General features: G+C 64.3%; 14 protein-coding genes. 6 read left to right on the forward strand and 8 right to left on the reverse strand.

Annotation, left to right across the window (positions count from 1 at the left end; all coding sequences use genetic code 11):
* Positions 1 to 15: 15 nt before the first annotated feature.
* From AAEQ75_RS00685 to codA, 5 genes are all read left to right on the forward strand, one after another.
* Complete coding sequence (locus tag AAEQ75_RS00685) at positions 16 to 966, forward strand: alpha/beta hydrolase (protein WP_256835001.1); 951 nt, start codon at positions 16 to 18, stop codon at positions 964 to 966.
* The gene (locus AAEQ75_RS00690; protein WP_024307460.1) at positions 963 to 1,433 is read left to right on the forward strand and encodes a MaoC family dehydratase; all 471 of its coding nucleotides are present in this window, start codon (positions 963 to 965) and stop codon (positions 1,431 to 1,433) included. The genes AAEQ75_RS00685 and AAEQ75_RS00690 overlap by 4 nt, the downstream gene beginning before the upstream one ends.
* 210 nt (positions 1,434 to 1,643) lie before the next feature.
* Positions 1,644 to 2,915: a cytosine permease gene (codB, locus tag AAEQ75_RS00695; RefSeq protein WP_343350582.1), complete on the forward strand. Its 1,272-nt coding sequence runs from the start codon at positions 1,644 to 1,646 to the stop codon at positions 2,913 to 2,915.
* Positions 2,912 to 4,135, forward strand: coding sequence for a PucR family transcriptional regulator (locus tag AAEQ75_RS00700; RefSeq protein WP_343350583.1), 1,224 nt, complete (start codon positions 2,912 to 2,914; stop codon positions 4,133 to 4,135). The genes codB and AAEQ75_RS00700 overlap by 4 nt, the downstream gene beginning before the upstream one ends.
* An 11-nt stretch (positions 4,136 to 4,146) precedes the next feature.
* A complete protein-coding gene (gene codA / locus AAEQ75_RS00705; protein ID WP_343350584.1) occupies positions 4,147 to 5,382 on the forward strand; it encodes a cytosine deaminase in 1,236 nt (411 codons plus the stop codon).
* 196 nt (positions 5,383 to 5,578) lie between these two features.
* Here the strand turns inward: codA and AAEQ75_RS00710 are convergent, their stop codons facing one another.
* The 7 genes from AAEQ75_RS00710 to AAEQ75_RS00740 form a co-directional block, all read right to left on the reverse strand.
* Positions 5,579 to 6,430, reverse strand: coding sequence for an HlyD family secretion protein (locus tag AAEQ75_RS00710; protein ID WP_343350585.1), 852 nt, complete (start codon positions 6,428 to 6,430; stop codon positions 5,579 to 5,581).
* A gap of 12 nt (positions 6,431 to 6,442) precedes the next feature.
* On the reverse strand, positions 6,443 to 6,646 hold the full coding sequence (locus AAEQ75_RS00715) for a DUF1656 domain-containing protein (protein ID WP_147810469.1): 204 nt from the start codon (positions 6,644 to 6,646) through the stop codon (positions 6,443 to 6,445).
* Positions 6,647 to 6,721: 75 nt separating this feature from the next.
* Positions 6,722 to 8,764: an FUSC family protein gene (locus AAEQ75_RS00720; RefSeq protein WP_343350586.1), complete on the reverse strand. Its 2,043-nt coding sequence runs from the start codon at positions 8,762 to 8,764 to the stop codon at positions 6,722 to 6,724.
* A gap of 195 nt (positions 8,765 to 8,959) precedes the next feature.
* Complete coding sequence (ccoM, locus tag AAEQ75_RS00725; protein WP_017361612.1) at positions 8,960 to 9,076, reverse strand: cytochrome c oxidase subunit CcoM; 117 nt, start codon at positions 9,074 to 9,076, stop codon at positions 8,960 to 8,962.
* A gap of 200 nt (positions 9,077 to 9,276) precedes the next feature.
* The gene (locus tag AAEQ75_RS00730; protein ID WP_017361613.1) at positions 9,277 to 9,438 is read right to left on the reverse strand and encodes a hypothetical protein; all 162 of its coding nucleotides are present in this window, start codon (positions 9,436 to 9,438) and stop codon (positions 9,277 to 9,279) included.
* A complete protein-coding gene (locus AAEQ75_RS00735; RefSeq protein WP_343350587.1) occupies positions 9,435 to 10,034 on the reverse strand; it encodes an alpha-ketoglutarate-dependent dioxygenase AlkB family protein in 600 nt (199 codons plus the stop codon). The genes AAEQ75_RS00730 and AAEQ75_RS00735 overlap by 4 nt, the downstream gene beginning before the upstream one ends.
* Before the next feature lie 34 nt (positions 10,035 to 10,068).
* On the reverse strand, positions 10,069 to 10,362 hold the full coding sequence (locus AAEQ75_RS00740; protein WP_256834991.1) for an aspartate-semialdehyde dehydrogenase: 294 nt from the start codon (positions 10,360 to 10,362) through the stop codon (positions 10,069 to 10,071).
* 166 nt (positions 10,363 to 10,528) lie between these two features.
* Between AAEQ75_RS00740 and rapA the strand changes: the two genes are divergently transcribed.
* Positions 10,529 to 13,372, forward strand: a complete 2,844-nt coding sequence (gene rapA, locus AAEQ75_RS00745) for an RNA polymerase-associated protein RapA (protein WP_343350588.1) — start codon at positions 10,529 to 10,531, stop codon at positions 13,370 to 13,372.
* A gap of 74 nt (positions 13,373 to 13,446) precedes the next feature.
* Here the strand turns inward: rapA and AAEQ75_RS00750 are convergent, their stop codons facing one another.
* Positions 13,447 to 14,607, reverse strand: a complete 1,161-nt coding sequence (locus tag AAEQ75_RS00750; protein WP_430523470.1) for an RNA polymerase sigma factor — start codon at positions 14,605 to 14,607, stop codon at positions 13,447 to 13,449.
* Positions 14,608 to 14,736: the final 129 nt, after the last annotated feature.

Raw genomic sequence — 14,736 nt, forward strand, 5'->3', positions numbered from 1 at the left:
GCACAAGGATTCGCCATGCGCCACAACGCCTTTCCCCTGGCTACCCAGGACGGTCTGCACCTGCACGTCAACCATTGGCACGGTGATCAGCCACCGCGCGCGGTGGTCATGCTGTCCCACGGCATGGCCGAACACAGTCTGCGCTATGCACGCCTGGCCGAAAGCCTGGTGGCCGCCGGCTTCGACCTCTATGCACTGGACCAGCGCGGCCACGGCCAGAGCGCCGCTCAGGGCACGCTCGGCCACTACGCCGAGGAAGGCGGCTGGGACAAGGTGGTCGGCGACCTGGCCTCGCTCAATCACCATATCCGCCAGCGCTACCCGCAAGCACCGATCTTCCTGTTCGGCCATAGCATGGGCAGCTACATCGGCATGGCTTATCTGATGGGGCACAGTTGCAGCCTGCAGGGCGCCGTGCTGTCCGGCTCCAACTACCAGCCCGTGATGCTGTACAAGGCCGCCCGGCTGATCGCTGGCTTCGAACGCTGGCGTCTGGGCCCCAAAGGCCGCAGCAAAGTCATCGATTTTCTCTCCTTCGGCTCGTTCAACAAGGCCTTCAAGCCCAACCGCACGGCCTTCGACTGGCTCAGCCGCGACCCGGCCGAAGTGGACAAATACGTGACCGATCCGCTGTGCGGTTTCGTCTGCACCACGCAGTTGTGGTGCGACCTGCTCGATGGCCTGCAGTACATCACCCCGGTCGAGAACCTGGCGCAGATCGATGCCGACCTGCCGCTGCTGGTGATCGGCGGCTCGCGCGACCCGGTCAGCGACGGCAAGCGTCTTGGTGATCTGGCGGGCGCCCTGCGCGAGGCCGGCGTGCGCGACGTGCAACTGAAGATTTATCCCGAGGCCCGTCATGAGCTGCTCAACGAGAGCAATCGCGACGAGGTCACCGCCCACCTGATCGATTGGCTGCAGCAAGCGCTGAGCCATGGTCGAAGCCCAATCAAGGAGTGTCCATGACCCAGGTAACCAATATCCCCTACGAAGCTCTCGAAGTCGGCCAGCAGGCGAGCTTCGAAAAGCAGGTCGAAGAACGCGACGTACAACTGTTCGCTGCGGTATCCGGCGACAACAACCCGGTACACCTGGACGCCGCCTTCGCTGCCGAGACCATGTTCAAGGAGCGCATCGCCCACGGCATGTTCACCGGCGCGCTGATCAGCGCCGCCATCGCCTGCAACCTGCCTGGCCCGGGCACCATCTACCTCGGCCAGCAGCTCAAGTTCACCCGCCCGGTGAAGCTTGGCGACACACTCACCGTGAAGCTGGAAGTGCTGGAAAAACTGCCGAAGAACCGCGTGCGCATCGCCACCCGCGTGTTCAATCAGGACGGCAAGCAAGTGGTCGACGGCGAAGCCGAAGTGCTCGCCCCGAGCGCCGAGCAGACCGTGACCATGCCGCCGATGCCGCAGGTCACCGTCAACTGAGGCGCTGCAAGCTGGTGCGTGGCTACAGTGCTGCGCACCACTTTTGTTCTACACTCACAAATCTTGAACGACCTTGCGCTGCCATAAGTGCGTTTCTTTGTGCATATCGCACAAGCCCCTTTGATCACCTTGCCAAGCAGACTGCTGCACTGCTTTCTGGCACGTCCCCTGCTATCGCCAAGGCCTCACCCTCTTACCGGAGCCAGGTCCATGAGCCATGCCACCCCCGATAGCGATTACCCCCTGAGCGAGGTGCCCAGCGGCGCACGCCAAGGGCTGTTTTCCACCGCCATCCTGCTGTTCGGCTTCACCTTCTTCACCGCCACTATGTTCGCCGGCGGCAAGATCGGCATGGCCTTCGACTTCACCACTCTGCTCTGGGCTGCGGTGATCGGTAACCTGCTGCTCGGCCTGTATGCCGCCGTGCTGGGCCTGATCGCCTGCCGCAGTGGGCTGAACTCGGTGCTGATGGGCCGTTTCTGCTTCGGCGAGGTGGGCAGCAAGCTGTCCGACATGCTGCTCGGCTTCACCCAGATCGGCTGGTACGCCTGGGGCACGGCGACCATCGCCATCGTCCTGGTGAAGATTCTTGGCCTGCCCGAAAGCCTGACTATCCCGCTGATGGTGCTGTTCGGCTTCGGTTTCTGCGTCACTGCCTTCATCGGCTACAAGGGCCTCGATCTGCTCTCGCGCGTCGCCGTGCCGGCCATGCTGGTGCTGCTGGTGGCTTCGCTGTGGATCGCCACCCGTGATATCGGCGGTATGGCCGGGCTACTGGCAGTCCAACCCAAGGAGAGCATGAGCCTGAGTATGGCCATCACCCTGGTGTTTGGCACCTTCGTCAGCGGCGCCACCCAGGCCACCAACTGGACACGTTTCGCCAAGAGCGGCCGCGTCGCGGTGCTGGCCAGCCTGTTCGGTTTCTTCATCGGCAATGGCCTGATGATCATCGCCGGGGCCTATGGCGCCATCGTCTATCAGCAACCGGACGTGGTCGAAGTGCTGGTGCTGCAGGGGCTGTCCATGGCTGCCGTGATCATGCTGTTCCTCAATCTGTGGACCACTCAGGACAACACCATCTACAACTTCGCCGCCGCCGGCTGCAACCTACTGCGCACCGGCAAACGCAAGACCGTGACCCTGGCCGGCGCGGCCATCGGCACCTTGCTGGCTATCGGCGGCATGTACGAGATGCTGATTCCCTTCCTGATCCTGCTCGGCTCGATCATCCCGCCGATTGGTGGGGTGATCATGGCGGACTTCTTCTACGGCCACCGCGCGCGCTATCCGAAACTGGCCGATGTAAGTCTGCCGACGTTCAACTGGGTCGGCCTGGGCGCCTACCTGATCGGTGCACTCAGCGCCTACTTCTCGCCCTGGGTAGCCCCGCTGGTGGGCATCGCCGTGGCTGCCGTGGCCTACGTTGTGCTGTTCGAACTGAACAGGGCCCTGGTCGGCCGCCAACAGGTCGCCGGCGCGTGAGCCTGACCGTCGCCGATGTACTCGCCCTGCCCGACCTGGCCAGCATGCACCTGCGTGCCGGCCAGGCCGGGCGCGACAATGCCGTGCGCTGGCCCTACGTGGCCGAGAACGAAGGCATCGCCGACTGGGTGATGGGCGGCGAGCTGATCTTCGTCACCGGCATCAACCATCCGCGTGACGAAGCCAACCTGCTACGCCTGGTGCGCGAAGGCCATGAGCGCGTGGTGGCCGGCATGGTTATCCTCACCGGCGCCGAGTTCATCCAGGCCATCCCGCCCAGCGTCATCGCAGAAGCCGAGCGCCTGAACCTACCACTGATCGAGCAGCCCTACGCGCTGAAGATGGTGGTGGTCACCCAGGCCATCGGCACCGCGCTGGTACAGGCGCAGCAGCTCGGCCGCTCACGCCAGTACGTGCTGGAGCAGGTGCTCGAGGGTGACTACCAGTCACTCGAGGTGCTGCTGCAACGCGGTGACAGCCTCGGCCTGGCACTGCATGTGCCGCGTCAGGTGGCACTGCTGCGCCTCGACGGCAGCGAGCAACTGTTCGGTGACCTGCCCGACGAAGACGCCGAACGTCAGCTACAGACTCGCCAACAACTGCTGCAACGGCGACTGGAGCAGAGCCTCGGCGAACTCGGTAATGCGCTGCCGCTGGTCAGCCAGGGCCGTCACTGGATCTCCCTGCTGCCCTGCCCCGATGCCCACGCCGAAGCGCGTAATCGTCAGGCCATGACCGTGCTGCTCGATGAACTGCGCCCGCAACTCGGCCCGCTACGGCTGTTCCTTGGCCTAGGCAGCGCCGGCTGCGAGGCGCCGCGTTTCGCCCAGGGCCTGGGTGAAGCACGCCAGGCACTGGCCGTGGCGCAGCGCTTTCCCGAGCGCCTGGGCCTGTGCAGTTTCAATGAATTGGGCGTGCTGGAGCTGCTCGGTGCGATCCGCGACCGCAGCCTGCTCGATCGCTTCGTCGAACGCGTGGTCGGCCCGCTGATCGGCGACGACACACGCCACCAACCGGTGCTGATGCCGACGCTGGAGGCCTGGTTCGCCGAGAACGGCAACCTGGCCCTGGCCGCGCAACGCCTGAACGTTCACCGCAATACCCTGAGCTACCGTCTACAACGCATCGAAGCGCTGACCGGCTGCTCATTCGAAGATCCGCACGACCGCCTGAACATCAGCGTTGCGCTGTTGATCCGGCGCCTGTCGTCGCCTGCCTGAGAGGAAACCTGATGATCATCCACAATGCCCGCCTGCGCGGCCGAGACGGCCTGCACCGCATCACCCTGGACGGCGAGCGCATCGCTGCCATCGACGCCCAGCACGCCTTGCCCCCCATCGCCGAGGGCGATCTGAACGCCGCCGGCAATCTGGTCGTGCCGCCCTTCGTCGAGCCGCACATCCACCTCGACGCCACCCTCACCGCCGGCGAGCCGGCCTGGAACATGAGCGGCACGCTATTCGAGGGCATCGAGCGCTGGGCCGAACGCAAGGCGCTGGTCACCCATGAAGACACCAAGACCCGCGCCAAGAAGACCATCGACATGCTGGTCGACCATGGCATCCAGCACGTGCGCACCCACGTCGACGTCACCGACCCGACCCTCGCTGCCCTCAAGGCCATGCTCGAAGTACGTGAGGAAACCCGCCACCTTATCGACTTGCAGATCGTCGCCTTTCCGCAGGAGGGCATCGAGTCCTACGCCAATGGTCGCGCGCTGATGGAGCAAGCCGTGGAACTGGGCGCCGATGTGGTCGGCGGCATCCCGCACTTCGAGAACACCCGTGACCAGGGCATTTCGTCGATCAAGTTCCTCATGGACTTGGCCGAGCGCAGCGGCTGCCTGGTGGACGTGCACTGCGACGAAACCGACGACCCGCAGTCGCGCTTTCTCGAAGTGCTGGCCGAAGAAGCTCGCGTGCGCGGAATGGGCGCACGTGTCACCGCCAGCCACACCGTGGCCATGGGCTCCTACGACAACGCCTACTGCTCCAAGCTGTTCCGCCTGCTGAAGATGAGCGGCATCAGCTTCATTTCCTGCCCCACCGAAAGCATCCACCTGCAGGGCCGTTTCGATACCTACCCGAAACGCCGGGGCCTGACTCGCGTGGCGGAGATCGACCGCGCCGGGATGAACGTCTGCTTCGGCCAGGATTCCATCGTCGACCCCTGGTACCCGCTGGGTAACGGGAACATCCTGCGCATCCTCGAAGCCGGCCTGCATATTTGCCACATGCTCGGCTACGAAGACCTCAAGCGCAGCCTGGATCTGATCACCGACAACTCGGCGCGCGCACTGAACCTGGGTGAAGGGTATGGCCTGGAAGTGGGGCGCCCAGCCAACCTGCTGATCCTCTCGGCGCCGGACGATTACGAGATGGTGCGCAGCCAGGGGCATGCACTGGTGTCGGTGCGCCACGGCAAGGTGCTGATGCGCCGCATGCCGGCACAGATCGAGCGCGCCTGACGCTGAAACGAGGGAAGGGCTTTAGATCGGGTGGATGACGCTTTTTTCATCCACCATTGCGTCGGTCCAAGCGGTGGACAAGCTTCGCGTTGTCCACCCTGCTAACTCATGCGAATAGTGACCGTAGGAGCGGCCTCAGCCGCGATTCACCTTGAAGAGCTCGCGACTGAAGCCGCTCCTACAACTGAAAACCGCCCTATTCCACCCTTACGCTGGCGGTCATGCCGGCGCTCAGCACCATGCCCTCGGGTACCTGATCGAGCTTGATGCGCACCGGAATGCGCTGCGCCAGGCGCACCCAGTTGAAGGTCGGCTCGACATTGGCCAGCAGTTGCCCATCCGGGCTGGCGTTGCGGTCGGTGATGCCACGACTGATGCTTTCCACCTCGCCGCGAATCTGCTGATCACCGCCCATCAGCCTCACCTCCACCGGCGCGCCAACCTGTATGCGCGGCAACTTGGTTTCCTCGAAGTACGCCTGCACGTAGAACGATTCGGTATCGACCAGCGCCATCACTGCTTGCCCGGCATTGATGTAGTTACCCTGCGCTAGCACCAGATTGGTGATCTGCCCATCACGAGGGGCATGCACTTCGCTGCGTGCCAGATTCAGCTCGGCCACACGCAGATCAGCCTGCGCTTCGCGGTATTCGCTGCGCGCCATCTCGGCGTTGATCTGCGCGTTCTCCAGCAGCTCGGCACTGATCGCCTGGGCACCCAGGCGAGAGCGGCGCGAAGCTTCGTGCTCGCGCAGGCTCAGCTGCTGGCGGCGAATATCCACCACCGCCTTGGCTTTCTCCATCGCCGCCTGATAGCGATCGCGGTCGATGCTCATCAGCAGATCCCCCGCCTTGACCTGCTGGTTGTCGCGCACCTTGAGTTCGACCACCCAGCCGGACACGTCCGGGGCGATGGTCACCACGTCGGCGCGCACCCGAGCGTCGCGCGTCCAGGGCGAGTACATGTAATGCTGCCAGATCCAGGAACCGGCGAAGATCGCCGCCGCCACCATGGCCAGGGTGATGCCGACTCGAATGGTCGAACGCATGCTTTCTTCTCCTCAATGCGCCAGGGCGACCATCACGGCCGCCAGAACGCAGACATACAAGGCACAGTCGAACAGGGCTTCGTGCCAGATCCAGCGCGACAACCCAACGCGCTGCAACCCCAGGCGCAACACGCCGGTCAGCAGCAGCGCCAATACCGCGTAGGCCGCCATCGGGCTCAGCAACACGCCGCCCAGCGACCATTCATGCAAACCCATGCGCACCTCCCTCCATAACCAGCGTACGACCTGCTGCGCGTCGGCCCTGCTGCGTTAAAAACAGGCTCAGACTGCTCATTTACCGCTTGTAAACTCCGCGTCTTCGCCTGTTTTTGCCTTGCACGGCTCTAGCTCGCTAGGCCCTACACAGGTTCTGAGTTGGCACCAGTGACGCCAGCCGTTCTGCAGCTGCAACAGAGCCGCCTCGGCCAGACGTTTGTCGATGCTCGGCGTGCAGGCGCGCAGCGCCTCTTGCAGTTCGACCACCGCTGCGTTCAGGTCATCTTCACCGCCTGGTGCAGGACCACGCTCCAACGCGTCGTCGAGGCGCTCCAGGAAACGCTGCTGCGACCGCGCCAGGCCAGCATCGGCATTGGCCAGGCACTTGCGCAGATGCAACAACTCGTCGCCCAGGTCGAGGCCGGCCACGCCGTCGTCCCAGCGGCTGCGCGCTTGATCCGGCCGCGCCGGATAGTGCCGTGCCAGCTGGATCAGGCGATCAGCCATACGCCCGCCGAACCAGTTCTCGGCGCGACCCAGGTCACGACGGGTCAGACGTCCCAGGTCGCTCAGGATCGCCTGCATCAGACGCCGGCCATGCCAGACCGGATTGCGCAACACCACCAGCTTGAACGCCATCACCGCGCAACCCACGCCCATCAGCATTCCGGGCGCCTCATTGAGGAAGAACTCGACGTTGTAGCCGACACCCGGCGCCGGCAGGCAGAGCACGATGAAGTGCAGGCAGAACGAGGTCGAGGTCGCGGCCGTCGCCGGTTTGGCCATGCCCAGCACGCCGAAGAACAGCGGCACGCCCAACACCATGCAGAGCATCACGAAGCCGTCTATCTGTGGCATCAGGATCTGGCCGACGAAGAAAGCTACCGGCAGCGCGTAGAAGATGCCGCGCAGGAACATCATGCCGATCTGCGGCGCCGCTTCGAGGCGGGCGAACAAGCTGCAGACCACGCAGGCCAGCAGCAGCGCACCGGTGGCGTGGGTCCAGCCGGTGGCCAGCCAGAACGCCGCCAGAACCAGAAAGGTCAGCGCGCTGCGCGAGCCATAGACCAGGGCGGTCTGCCAGTCGTAATGCCAGGATAGGGCGCGCGGTGCATCGGCCGGAGCCCTGCCCTCCTCGACCGAGCGCAACGCGTGGCTGGCTTCCTCGACACGCAACAGCAGCACCATCAAGCGTTCCAGACACAGTTGCTGGCCACTGCTCAGTTCATCGTCCTGCGCGGCCTGGCGCAGTTGCTCGACCAGCTCCAGCAGGCCCGCTGGCTGCTCCTGCTGCAAGCGCTCGTCCACCACCTGCAACCAGGGCGCGACCGCCTGCGCCTCGACACCACTCAGTTGCCGCCACTGCCGCGCCACTCCACGGGCCAGACGTAACATACCGAGCAGATCACGACTCAACACCCGCAACGCCACGGCACGCTGGCGACCACGGGCACCCTCGAACCAGGCGTGCTCGCGCTGGGCGTCGACGGCGACGATCCGCGCCAGCACCTCCAGCAAGCCCTGTCGCGAATCAGCCTCACCCGCCAGCGCCTGACGCGAAGCCGCAACGCCGGCCTGCCAGGCGTTGCGCGCCTGCTGTGCCAGTTGCCGCTCGACGCGCTGCGGCCAGAGCAAAGCGCTGCTCAGGGTGGCGCAGATGATGCCCAGGCAAATTTCCGTGCAGCGGGCGATGGCTTCATCGAACACCACATGCGGCTTGCCGATGGCCGGCAAGGCGATGATCGCCACAGTGTAGCCGGCCAGCACGAAGGAGTACGACCAGGCGCTGCGCAACATGGTCGAGAACGCTGTACACAACGCCAACCACAAGGCGAACGCCAGTATGAACAGCAGCGGCGCCTGGGCGAACAGCCCCATCATCACCACGGCCATAAAGGTGCCGACCAGCGTACCGAGCAGCCGCGCCAGGCCCTTTTGTACCACCATGCCGGACAGCGGCTGGGCGACGATGAACGCGGTCATCAACGCCCACTGCGGTTGCTCCAGGCCGAAACGCAACGCACACCACAACGCCAGACCGCCGCCGAGCAGGGTCTTGATGGCAAATTGAACGGCTTGCGAGCTTGGCGCGAGAAACGCCAGCAAGGAATCACGCACGATGGCTACCTGAAAAAATCTCAACTCTGAACATAGCTGTAGCGATTGGGTTCCGCCTCCGTGCGAAACTCAATTATTAGCTAGCTAAGTATTTATGTCCAGAAGGCGCCATACGCCCAGGCAGGCAACATGCAAATAAAAAAAGGGCGACCGAAGTCGCCCGAATTGCCTTGCGTGCCCAGTGAACTGGAAGGGTTAGCTCTGCTTGCGCTTGTGAGCATCCTTCCAGATGAAGTAACCAACACCCCCGAAGAACGCGACCATCAGAAGAACGGTGCCGACTCCGGCGAGAACCACTGTATCGACGAACATGGCTGCCTCCTGTTGTGCCTGTCTGTCTGGGATGGCTTCACGTTATCAGCGCTGGCAGCGGGAAAATTGATCTGGATCAATGGCTGACGAGCAGGCGCGATCAGGCCGGAGGGAATACTGACCCAGGTCAAGAAATCGAGGGGGTGCGAGGCGGGAAGCACGGTCTGGCAGCCGTGCATGACGAACAAACGGTGGGAGTTTCAGCGCTTCTTGGGCTTGCTCTTGGACTTCTTCTTGGCCTTGCCGATCGGCAAGACCTGCTCGAAAACCTGGCGCATCTCGTTGAGGCGCTTGTCGTTGAGATCGTGGATACGCTTGTCGCGCTCGGCGGCGAAATCGATCAGCTTGTCGTCATTGCTCATAGCGGAAACCGAATCAGGCGAAAGGTCAAGTTCAGGCGTGGCGCGCAGGCTTGCCGCGTCTTCGCCACTTGATGTTGCCAATGATGCTGGGTCGGCCCGCGCATGACCAGTAGCGAAGCGTGTTCCAGCGTCAGTGAATGTTCGATACGCGTACTGCCGACGCGGCGCAGATCGAAACGCCGGCTGCCGCCCAGATTGAGCGAGGCGATCAGCGGATCACGTCCCAGCTCCGGCTCTGCATCGCTGTGCCAGCCCATGGAGTCCTGGCCGTCGCGGTAATGGTTGAGCAGTACGGCGTTGAGCGGCTGCCCGACTTCTTTCTCGAGCCGTTGACGAATCTCGCTCAGCAGCGGCGTCCATGGCAAGGGCTCGTTAATCTTCCCCGAGTAGCGGTAGCGCGCATCGGGATCGCCATACCAAGCCGTTAGCCGCGGTGTTCGATGATAGCGACCATGGATGAACAACTCCGGTTGCTGCCAGGGCGTCTGTTCAACCAGCGTATGCAGCCAGCTATCGGCGAGCGCGGGTTCGATCCAGCCGGGGAGGTAGTCCAGCTCGGCATCGGCGAGTGCGGGCAAGGGGTCGGCGAACAGCATGACGATCTACGCACAAAAGAATGAAAAGAGTTTCTCAGACTTCCACATCCACCCAAAGTCCTTGTCGCGGAAGATCGCCCAGCGTCTGCTCTACCTCTTCTGGCTCGGCCTCGGCCAGCTGTTCCGGAGTGTAGCCACGCCGCTGACGGCGGCGCTGCTCTTCGCGCAGCAGCTCCTCGGTTTCCTGCGGGTGCCGCTTGTCCAGGCTAAGCGCACTTTCCTTGGCGCTGCCATCGGCCGGGGTCACCGGAGGAATCTCGGGCTTGGGCTTGATCACGTCCTGCGTGGCAGTGACTGGCACCAGGCTATGGGGGATAGGCGGTAGCACGTTACAGCACCTCCGTTGGTCAGGCTGTCGGCCCCGTCATCCGCGACTTTAGCCTGTGCTCGCTACACTTTCGACTGGCGGACGCAATGATAGTGCCATGACCGCTTTGGCCATGGCGCGGCATCCGTTACCATAGCCGGCTTTTTCACGCGGGAGACAGACAGGCATGGCGCAATATCAACCGGGGCAACGCTGGATCAGTGACAGCGAAGCGGAATTGGGTCTGGGCACCATCCTCGCCGAGGAAGGCCGCCTGCTCACCGTGCTCTACCCGGCCACCGGCGAAACCCGCCAGTACGCCACGCGCAATGCCCCGCTGACCCGCGTGCGCTTCGCCCCGGGCGACGAAATTACCCATTTCGAGGGCTGGAAGCTCACCGTACAGGAAGTCGAGGACGTCGACGGCCTGCTGGTCTACCACGGCCTCGATGCCCAGCATAAACCGGTGACCCTGCCGGAAACCCAGCTGTCGAACTTCATCCAGTTCCGCCTGGCCAGCGACCGCCTGTTCGCCGGCCAGATCGACCCGCTGGCCTGGTTCGCCCTGCGTTACCACAGTCTGGAACACAACAGCCGCCTGTTGCAGTCGTCGCTCTGGGGCCTCGGCGGTGCGCGCGCCCAGCCGATCGCCCACCAGTTGCACATCGCCCGCGAAGTGGCCGACCGCATCGCCCCGCGCGTACTGCTGGCTGACGAAGTCGGCCTGGGCAAGACCATCGAAGCCGGCCTGGTGATCCATCGCCAGTTGCTCTCCGGCCGCGCCAGCCGCGTGCTGATCCTGGTTCCGGAAAACCTGCAGCACCAGTGGCTGGTGGAAATGCGCCGGCGTTTCAACCTCGACGTCGCCCTGTTCGACGCCGAGCGTTTCATGGAGAGCGACGCCAGCAACCCCTTCGAGGATTGCCAGCTGGCACTGGTCGCCCTGGAGTGGCTGAAGGACGACGACAAGGCCCAGGACGCGCTGTTCGCCGCCGGCTGGGACCTGCTGGTGGTCGACGAAGCCCACCACCTGGTCTGGCACCCGGAACAGGCCAGCGCCGAATATTCGCTGGTCGAGCAACTGGCCGAGGTCATCCCCGGCGTGTTGCTGCTCACCGCCACCCCGGAACAGCTCGGCCAGGACAGTCACTTCGCCCGCCTGCGTCTGCTCGACCCAGCCCGTTTCCACGACCTGGAAGCCTTCCGCGCCGAAAGCAGCCAGTACCGCCCGGTTGCCGAGGCCGTGCAGGAGCTGCTCGACCAGGGCAAGCTCAGCGCCCAGGCGCGCGACGCCATAGGCAGTTTCCTCGGCGATGAGGGCCGCGAGCTGCTCGATGCCGTAGACAGCGGCGATGATGACGCCCGCGCCCGCCTGGTGCGCGAACTGCTGGACCGCCACGGCACCGGCCGCCTGCTGTTCCGCAACACCCGCGCCGCCGTGCAAGGCTTCCCCGAGCGCGAACTGCACCCCTACCCGCTGCCGAGTCCGGACGAATACCTGGAGCTGCCGATCGGCGAGCATGCCGAGCTGTACCCGGAAGTCAGCTACCAGGCGCAGGACGATGTCGACGAAGAGCAACGCTGGTGGCGTATCGACCCGCGCGTCGAGTGGCTGATCGACACCCTGAAGATGCTGAAGAAATTCAAGGTGCTGGTGATCTGTGCCCACGCCGAAACCGCGCTGGATCTGGAAGACGCCCTGCGCGTGCGTTCCGGCATCCCGGCCACGGTGTTCCATGAAGGCATGAGCATCCTCGAGCGCGACCGCGCCGCCGCCTACTTCGCCGACGAAGAATTTGGCGCGCAGGTGCTGATCTGCTCGGAGATCGGCTCCGAAGGCCGCAACTTCCAGTTCGCCCATCACCTGGTGCTGTTCGACCTGCCGGCACACCCGGACCTGCTCGAACAGCGCATCGGCCGTCTCGACCGGATCGGCCAAAAGCACCGCATCCAACTGCACGTGCCGTACCTAGAGAACAGCCCGCAGGAACGCCTGTTCCAGTGGTACCACCAGGCGTTGAATGCCTTCCTCGCCACCTGCCCGACCGGCAACGCCCTGCAGCACCAGTTCGGCCCGCGCCTGCTGCCGCTGCTGGAAAACGGTGACGATGGCCAGTGGCAGCAACTGGTAGACGAAGCCAGCGCCGAGCGCATCCGCCTGGAAGGCGAACTTCACAGCGGCCGCGACCGCCTGCTGGAGCTGAACTCCGGCGGCGCCGGTGAAGGCGAAGCACTGGTCGAGGCGATCCTCGAGCAGGACGACCAGTTCACCCTGCCGATCTACATGGAAGAGCTGTTCAACGCCTTCGGCATCGACAGCGAAGACCACTCCGACAACGCCCTGATCCTGCGCCCCAGCGAGAAAATGCTGGATGCCAGCTTCCCGTTGGGTGACGACGAAGCGGTGACCATCACCTACGACCGCGAGCAGGCCCTGGTCCGCGAAGACATGCAGTTCCTCACCTGGGAACATCCCATGGTGCAAGGCGGCATGGACCTGGTGCTGTCCGGCTCGATGGGCAACACTGCCGTCGCGCTGATCAAGAACAAGGCGCTCAAGCCTGGCACCGTGCTGCTGGAACTGCTCTACGTCAGCGAAGTGGTCGGCCCGCGCAAACTGCAACTGGGGCGTTTCCTGCCGCCAGCGGCGCTGCGCTGCCTGTTCGACGCCAATGGCAACGACCTGGCCGCCAAGGTTGGTTTCGAGACGCTCAACGACCAGCTCGAAAGCGTGCCACGCGCCAGCGCCAACAAGTTCGTCCAGGCCCAGCGCGATGTGCTGGCCAAGCAGATAAACGACGCTGAAGCCAAGGTCATGCCGCGCCATGTCGAGCGCGTCGCCGAGGCCAAACGCCGCCTGATCGCCGAACTGGACGAAGAACTGGCGCGCCTGGTCGCCCTGCGCGCGGTCAACCCGAGCGTACGTGACAGCGAGATCGACGCCCTGCGCGAGCAACGCGAGCAGAGCCTGACAATGTTCGACAAGGCCGCTCTGCGCCTGGAAGCGATTCGCGTATTGGTGGCGGGCTAAGCACGCCCGCTCCGTAGGGTGCGCCATGCGCGCCGAGCGTATGCACCGAAGAATCTCGGTGCATACAGCGCACCCTACGGATCGCCTAGCTCCTCCAGCCTCCTCTGCAGAAACTGTCGATCCGGGCCCTGTTGCGCCAGCGCCAGGGCCTGACGGTAGGCTGCAATCGCCTGTTCTCGGCGGCCCAGTCTGCGCAGCAGATCGGCCCGCGCCGCATGGACCAGGTGGTAACCGTCCAAATCGCCCATGGCCAGCAGACGATCGATCTGCTGCAGCCCGGTCTCAAGCCCATCACGCATGGCCAGCGCCACGGCGCGGTTGAGCTCGATCACCGGCGACGGATACAGGCGCAGCAGCTCGTCGTACAGGCCGACGATTTGCACCCAATCGGTGTCTTCCAGACTGGCCGCCTCGGCATGCACCGCGGCAATCGCCGCCTGCAGACTGTAAGGACCGAAACGCCGTAAATGCAGGGCCTGCAGGACCAGGGCCTCGCCTTCGGCGATCAGCTCGCGGTCCCACACGCTGCGATCCTGCGCCTCCAGCAAGATCACCTCGCCATCAACCCCGCTACGTGCCGCACGACGCGATTCATGCAGCAGCATCAGCGCCAACAGCCCCTGCACCTCCGGCTCTGGCAGCAGCTCCTGCAGCAAACGGCCCAGGCGAATCGCCTCGTCAGACAGTTTGCTGCGGGTCAGCGAATCACCCGAGCTGGCGAAGTAGCCTTCGTTGAACACCAGATAGATCACCCGCAACACCGCCTCCGGACGCTCGGGCAGTTCGCTACGCCCCGGCACCTCGTAAGGGATGCGCGCGTCGCGAATCTTCGCCTTGGCCCTGACGCTGCGCTGAGCCAGGGTCGAAGGACTAGAGAGGAAGGCGCGAGCGATCTCCTCGGTGGTCAGGTCGCACACCTCGCGCAGGGTCAACGCCACCTGGGCATCGCTGGCCAGCGCCGGGTGGCAGCAGGTAAAGATCAGGCGCAGGCGGTCGTCTTCGAGCAGCTCGCTCTCCTCGGCGACGCCCTCATCTGGCAGCTCGGCCTGTTCGTCCAGCGGCTGAAAGCGGCGCTGCCGACGCAGGTTGTCGATGGCCTTGAAGCGCCCGGCAGAGACCAGCCAGGCGCGCGGGTTGTCCGGAACACCACTCTGCGGCCACTGCTCGACCGCACTGCGAAAGGCCTCATGCAGCGCCTCTTCGGCCAGGTCGAAATCGCCGAGCAGGCGAATCAGGGTGGCGGCGACTCCTCACGGTACAGCCGCGCGATCAGATCGGTGACAGGTGGCGATATCGACATGCGCTTCTCCTCGACGAATACCTACGTTGCCCAATACTGCTCGTGACGTCGAGGGGCGGCACAA

It is taken from the genome of Pseudomonas sediminis, assembly GCF_039555755.1.
Classification (GTDB): Bacteria; Pseudomonadota; Gammaproteobacteria; order Pseudomonadales; family Pseudomonadaceae; genus Aquipseudomonas; species Aquipseudomonas mendocina_D.

Excerpts from the sequence above, each read along its gene's own strand:
- AAEQ75_RS00685 (WP_256835001.1), top strand. The coding sequence starts at position 16 with ATGCGCCACAACGCCTTTCCCCTGGCTACCCAGGACGGTCTGCACCTG.
- AAEQ75_RS00690 (WP_024307460.1), top strand. The coding sequence starts at position 963 with ATGACCCAGGTAACCAATATCCCCTACGAAGCTCTCGAAGTCGGCCAG.
- codB (WP_343350582.1), top strand. The coding sequence starts at position 1,644 with ATGAGCCATGCCACCCCCGATAGCGATTACCCCCTGAGCGAGGTGCCC.
- codA (WP_343350584.1), top strand. The coding sequence starts at position 4,147 with ATGATCATCCACAATGCCCGCCTGCGCGGCCGAGACGGCCTGCACCGC.
- AAEQ75_RS00710 (WP_343350585.1), bottom strand. The coding sequence starts at position 6,430 with ATGCGTTCGACCATTCGAGTCGGCATCACCCTGGCCATGGTGGCGGCG.
- AAEQ75_RS00715 (WP_147810469.1), bottom strand. The coding sequence starts at position 6,646 with ATGGGTTTGCATGAATGGTCGCTGGGCGGCGTGTTGCTGAGCCCGATG.
- ccoM (WP_017361612.1), bottom strand. The coding sequence starts at position 9,076 with ATGTTCGTCGATACAGTGGTTCTCGCCGGAGTCGGCACCGTTCTTCTG.
- AAEQ75_RS00730 (WP_017361613.1), bottom strand. The coding sequence starts at position 9,438 with ATGAGCAATGACGACAAGCTGATCGATTTCGCCGCCGAGCGCGACAAG.
- AAEQ75_RS00735 (WP_343350587.1), bottom strand. The coding sequence starts at position 10,034 with ATGCTGTTCGCCGACCCCTTGCCCGCACTCGCCGATGCCGAGCTGGAC.
- rapA (WP_343350588.1), top strand. The coding sequence starts at position 10,529 with ATGGCGCAATATCAACCGGGGCAACGCTGGATCAGTGACAGCGAAGCG.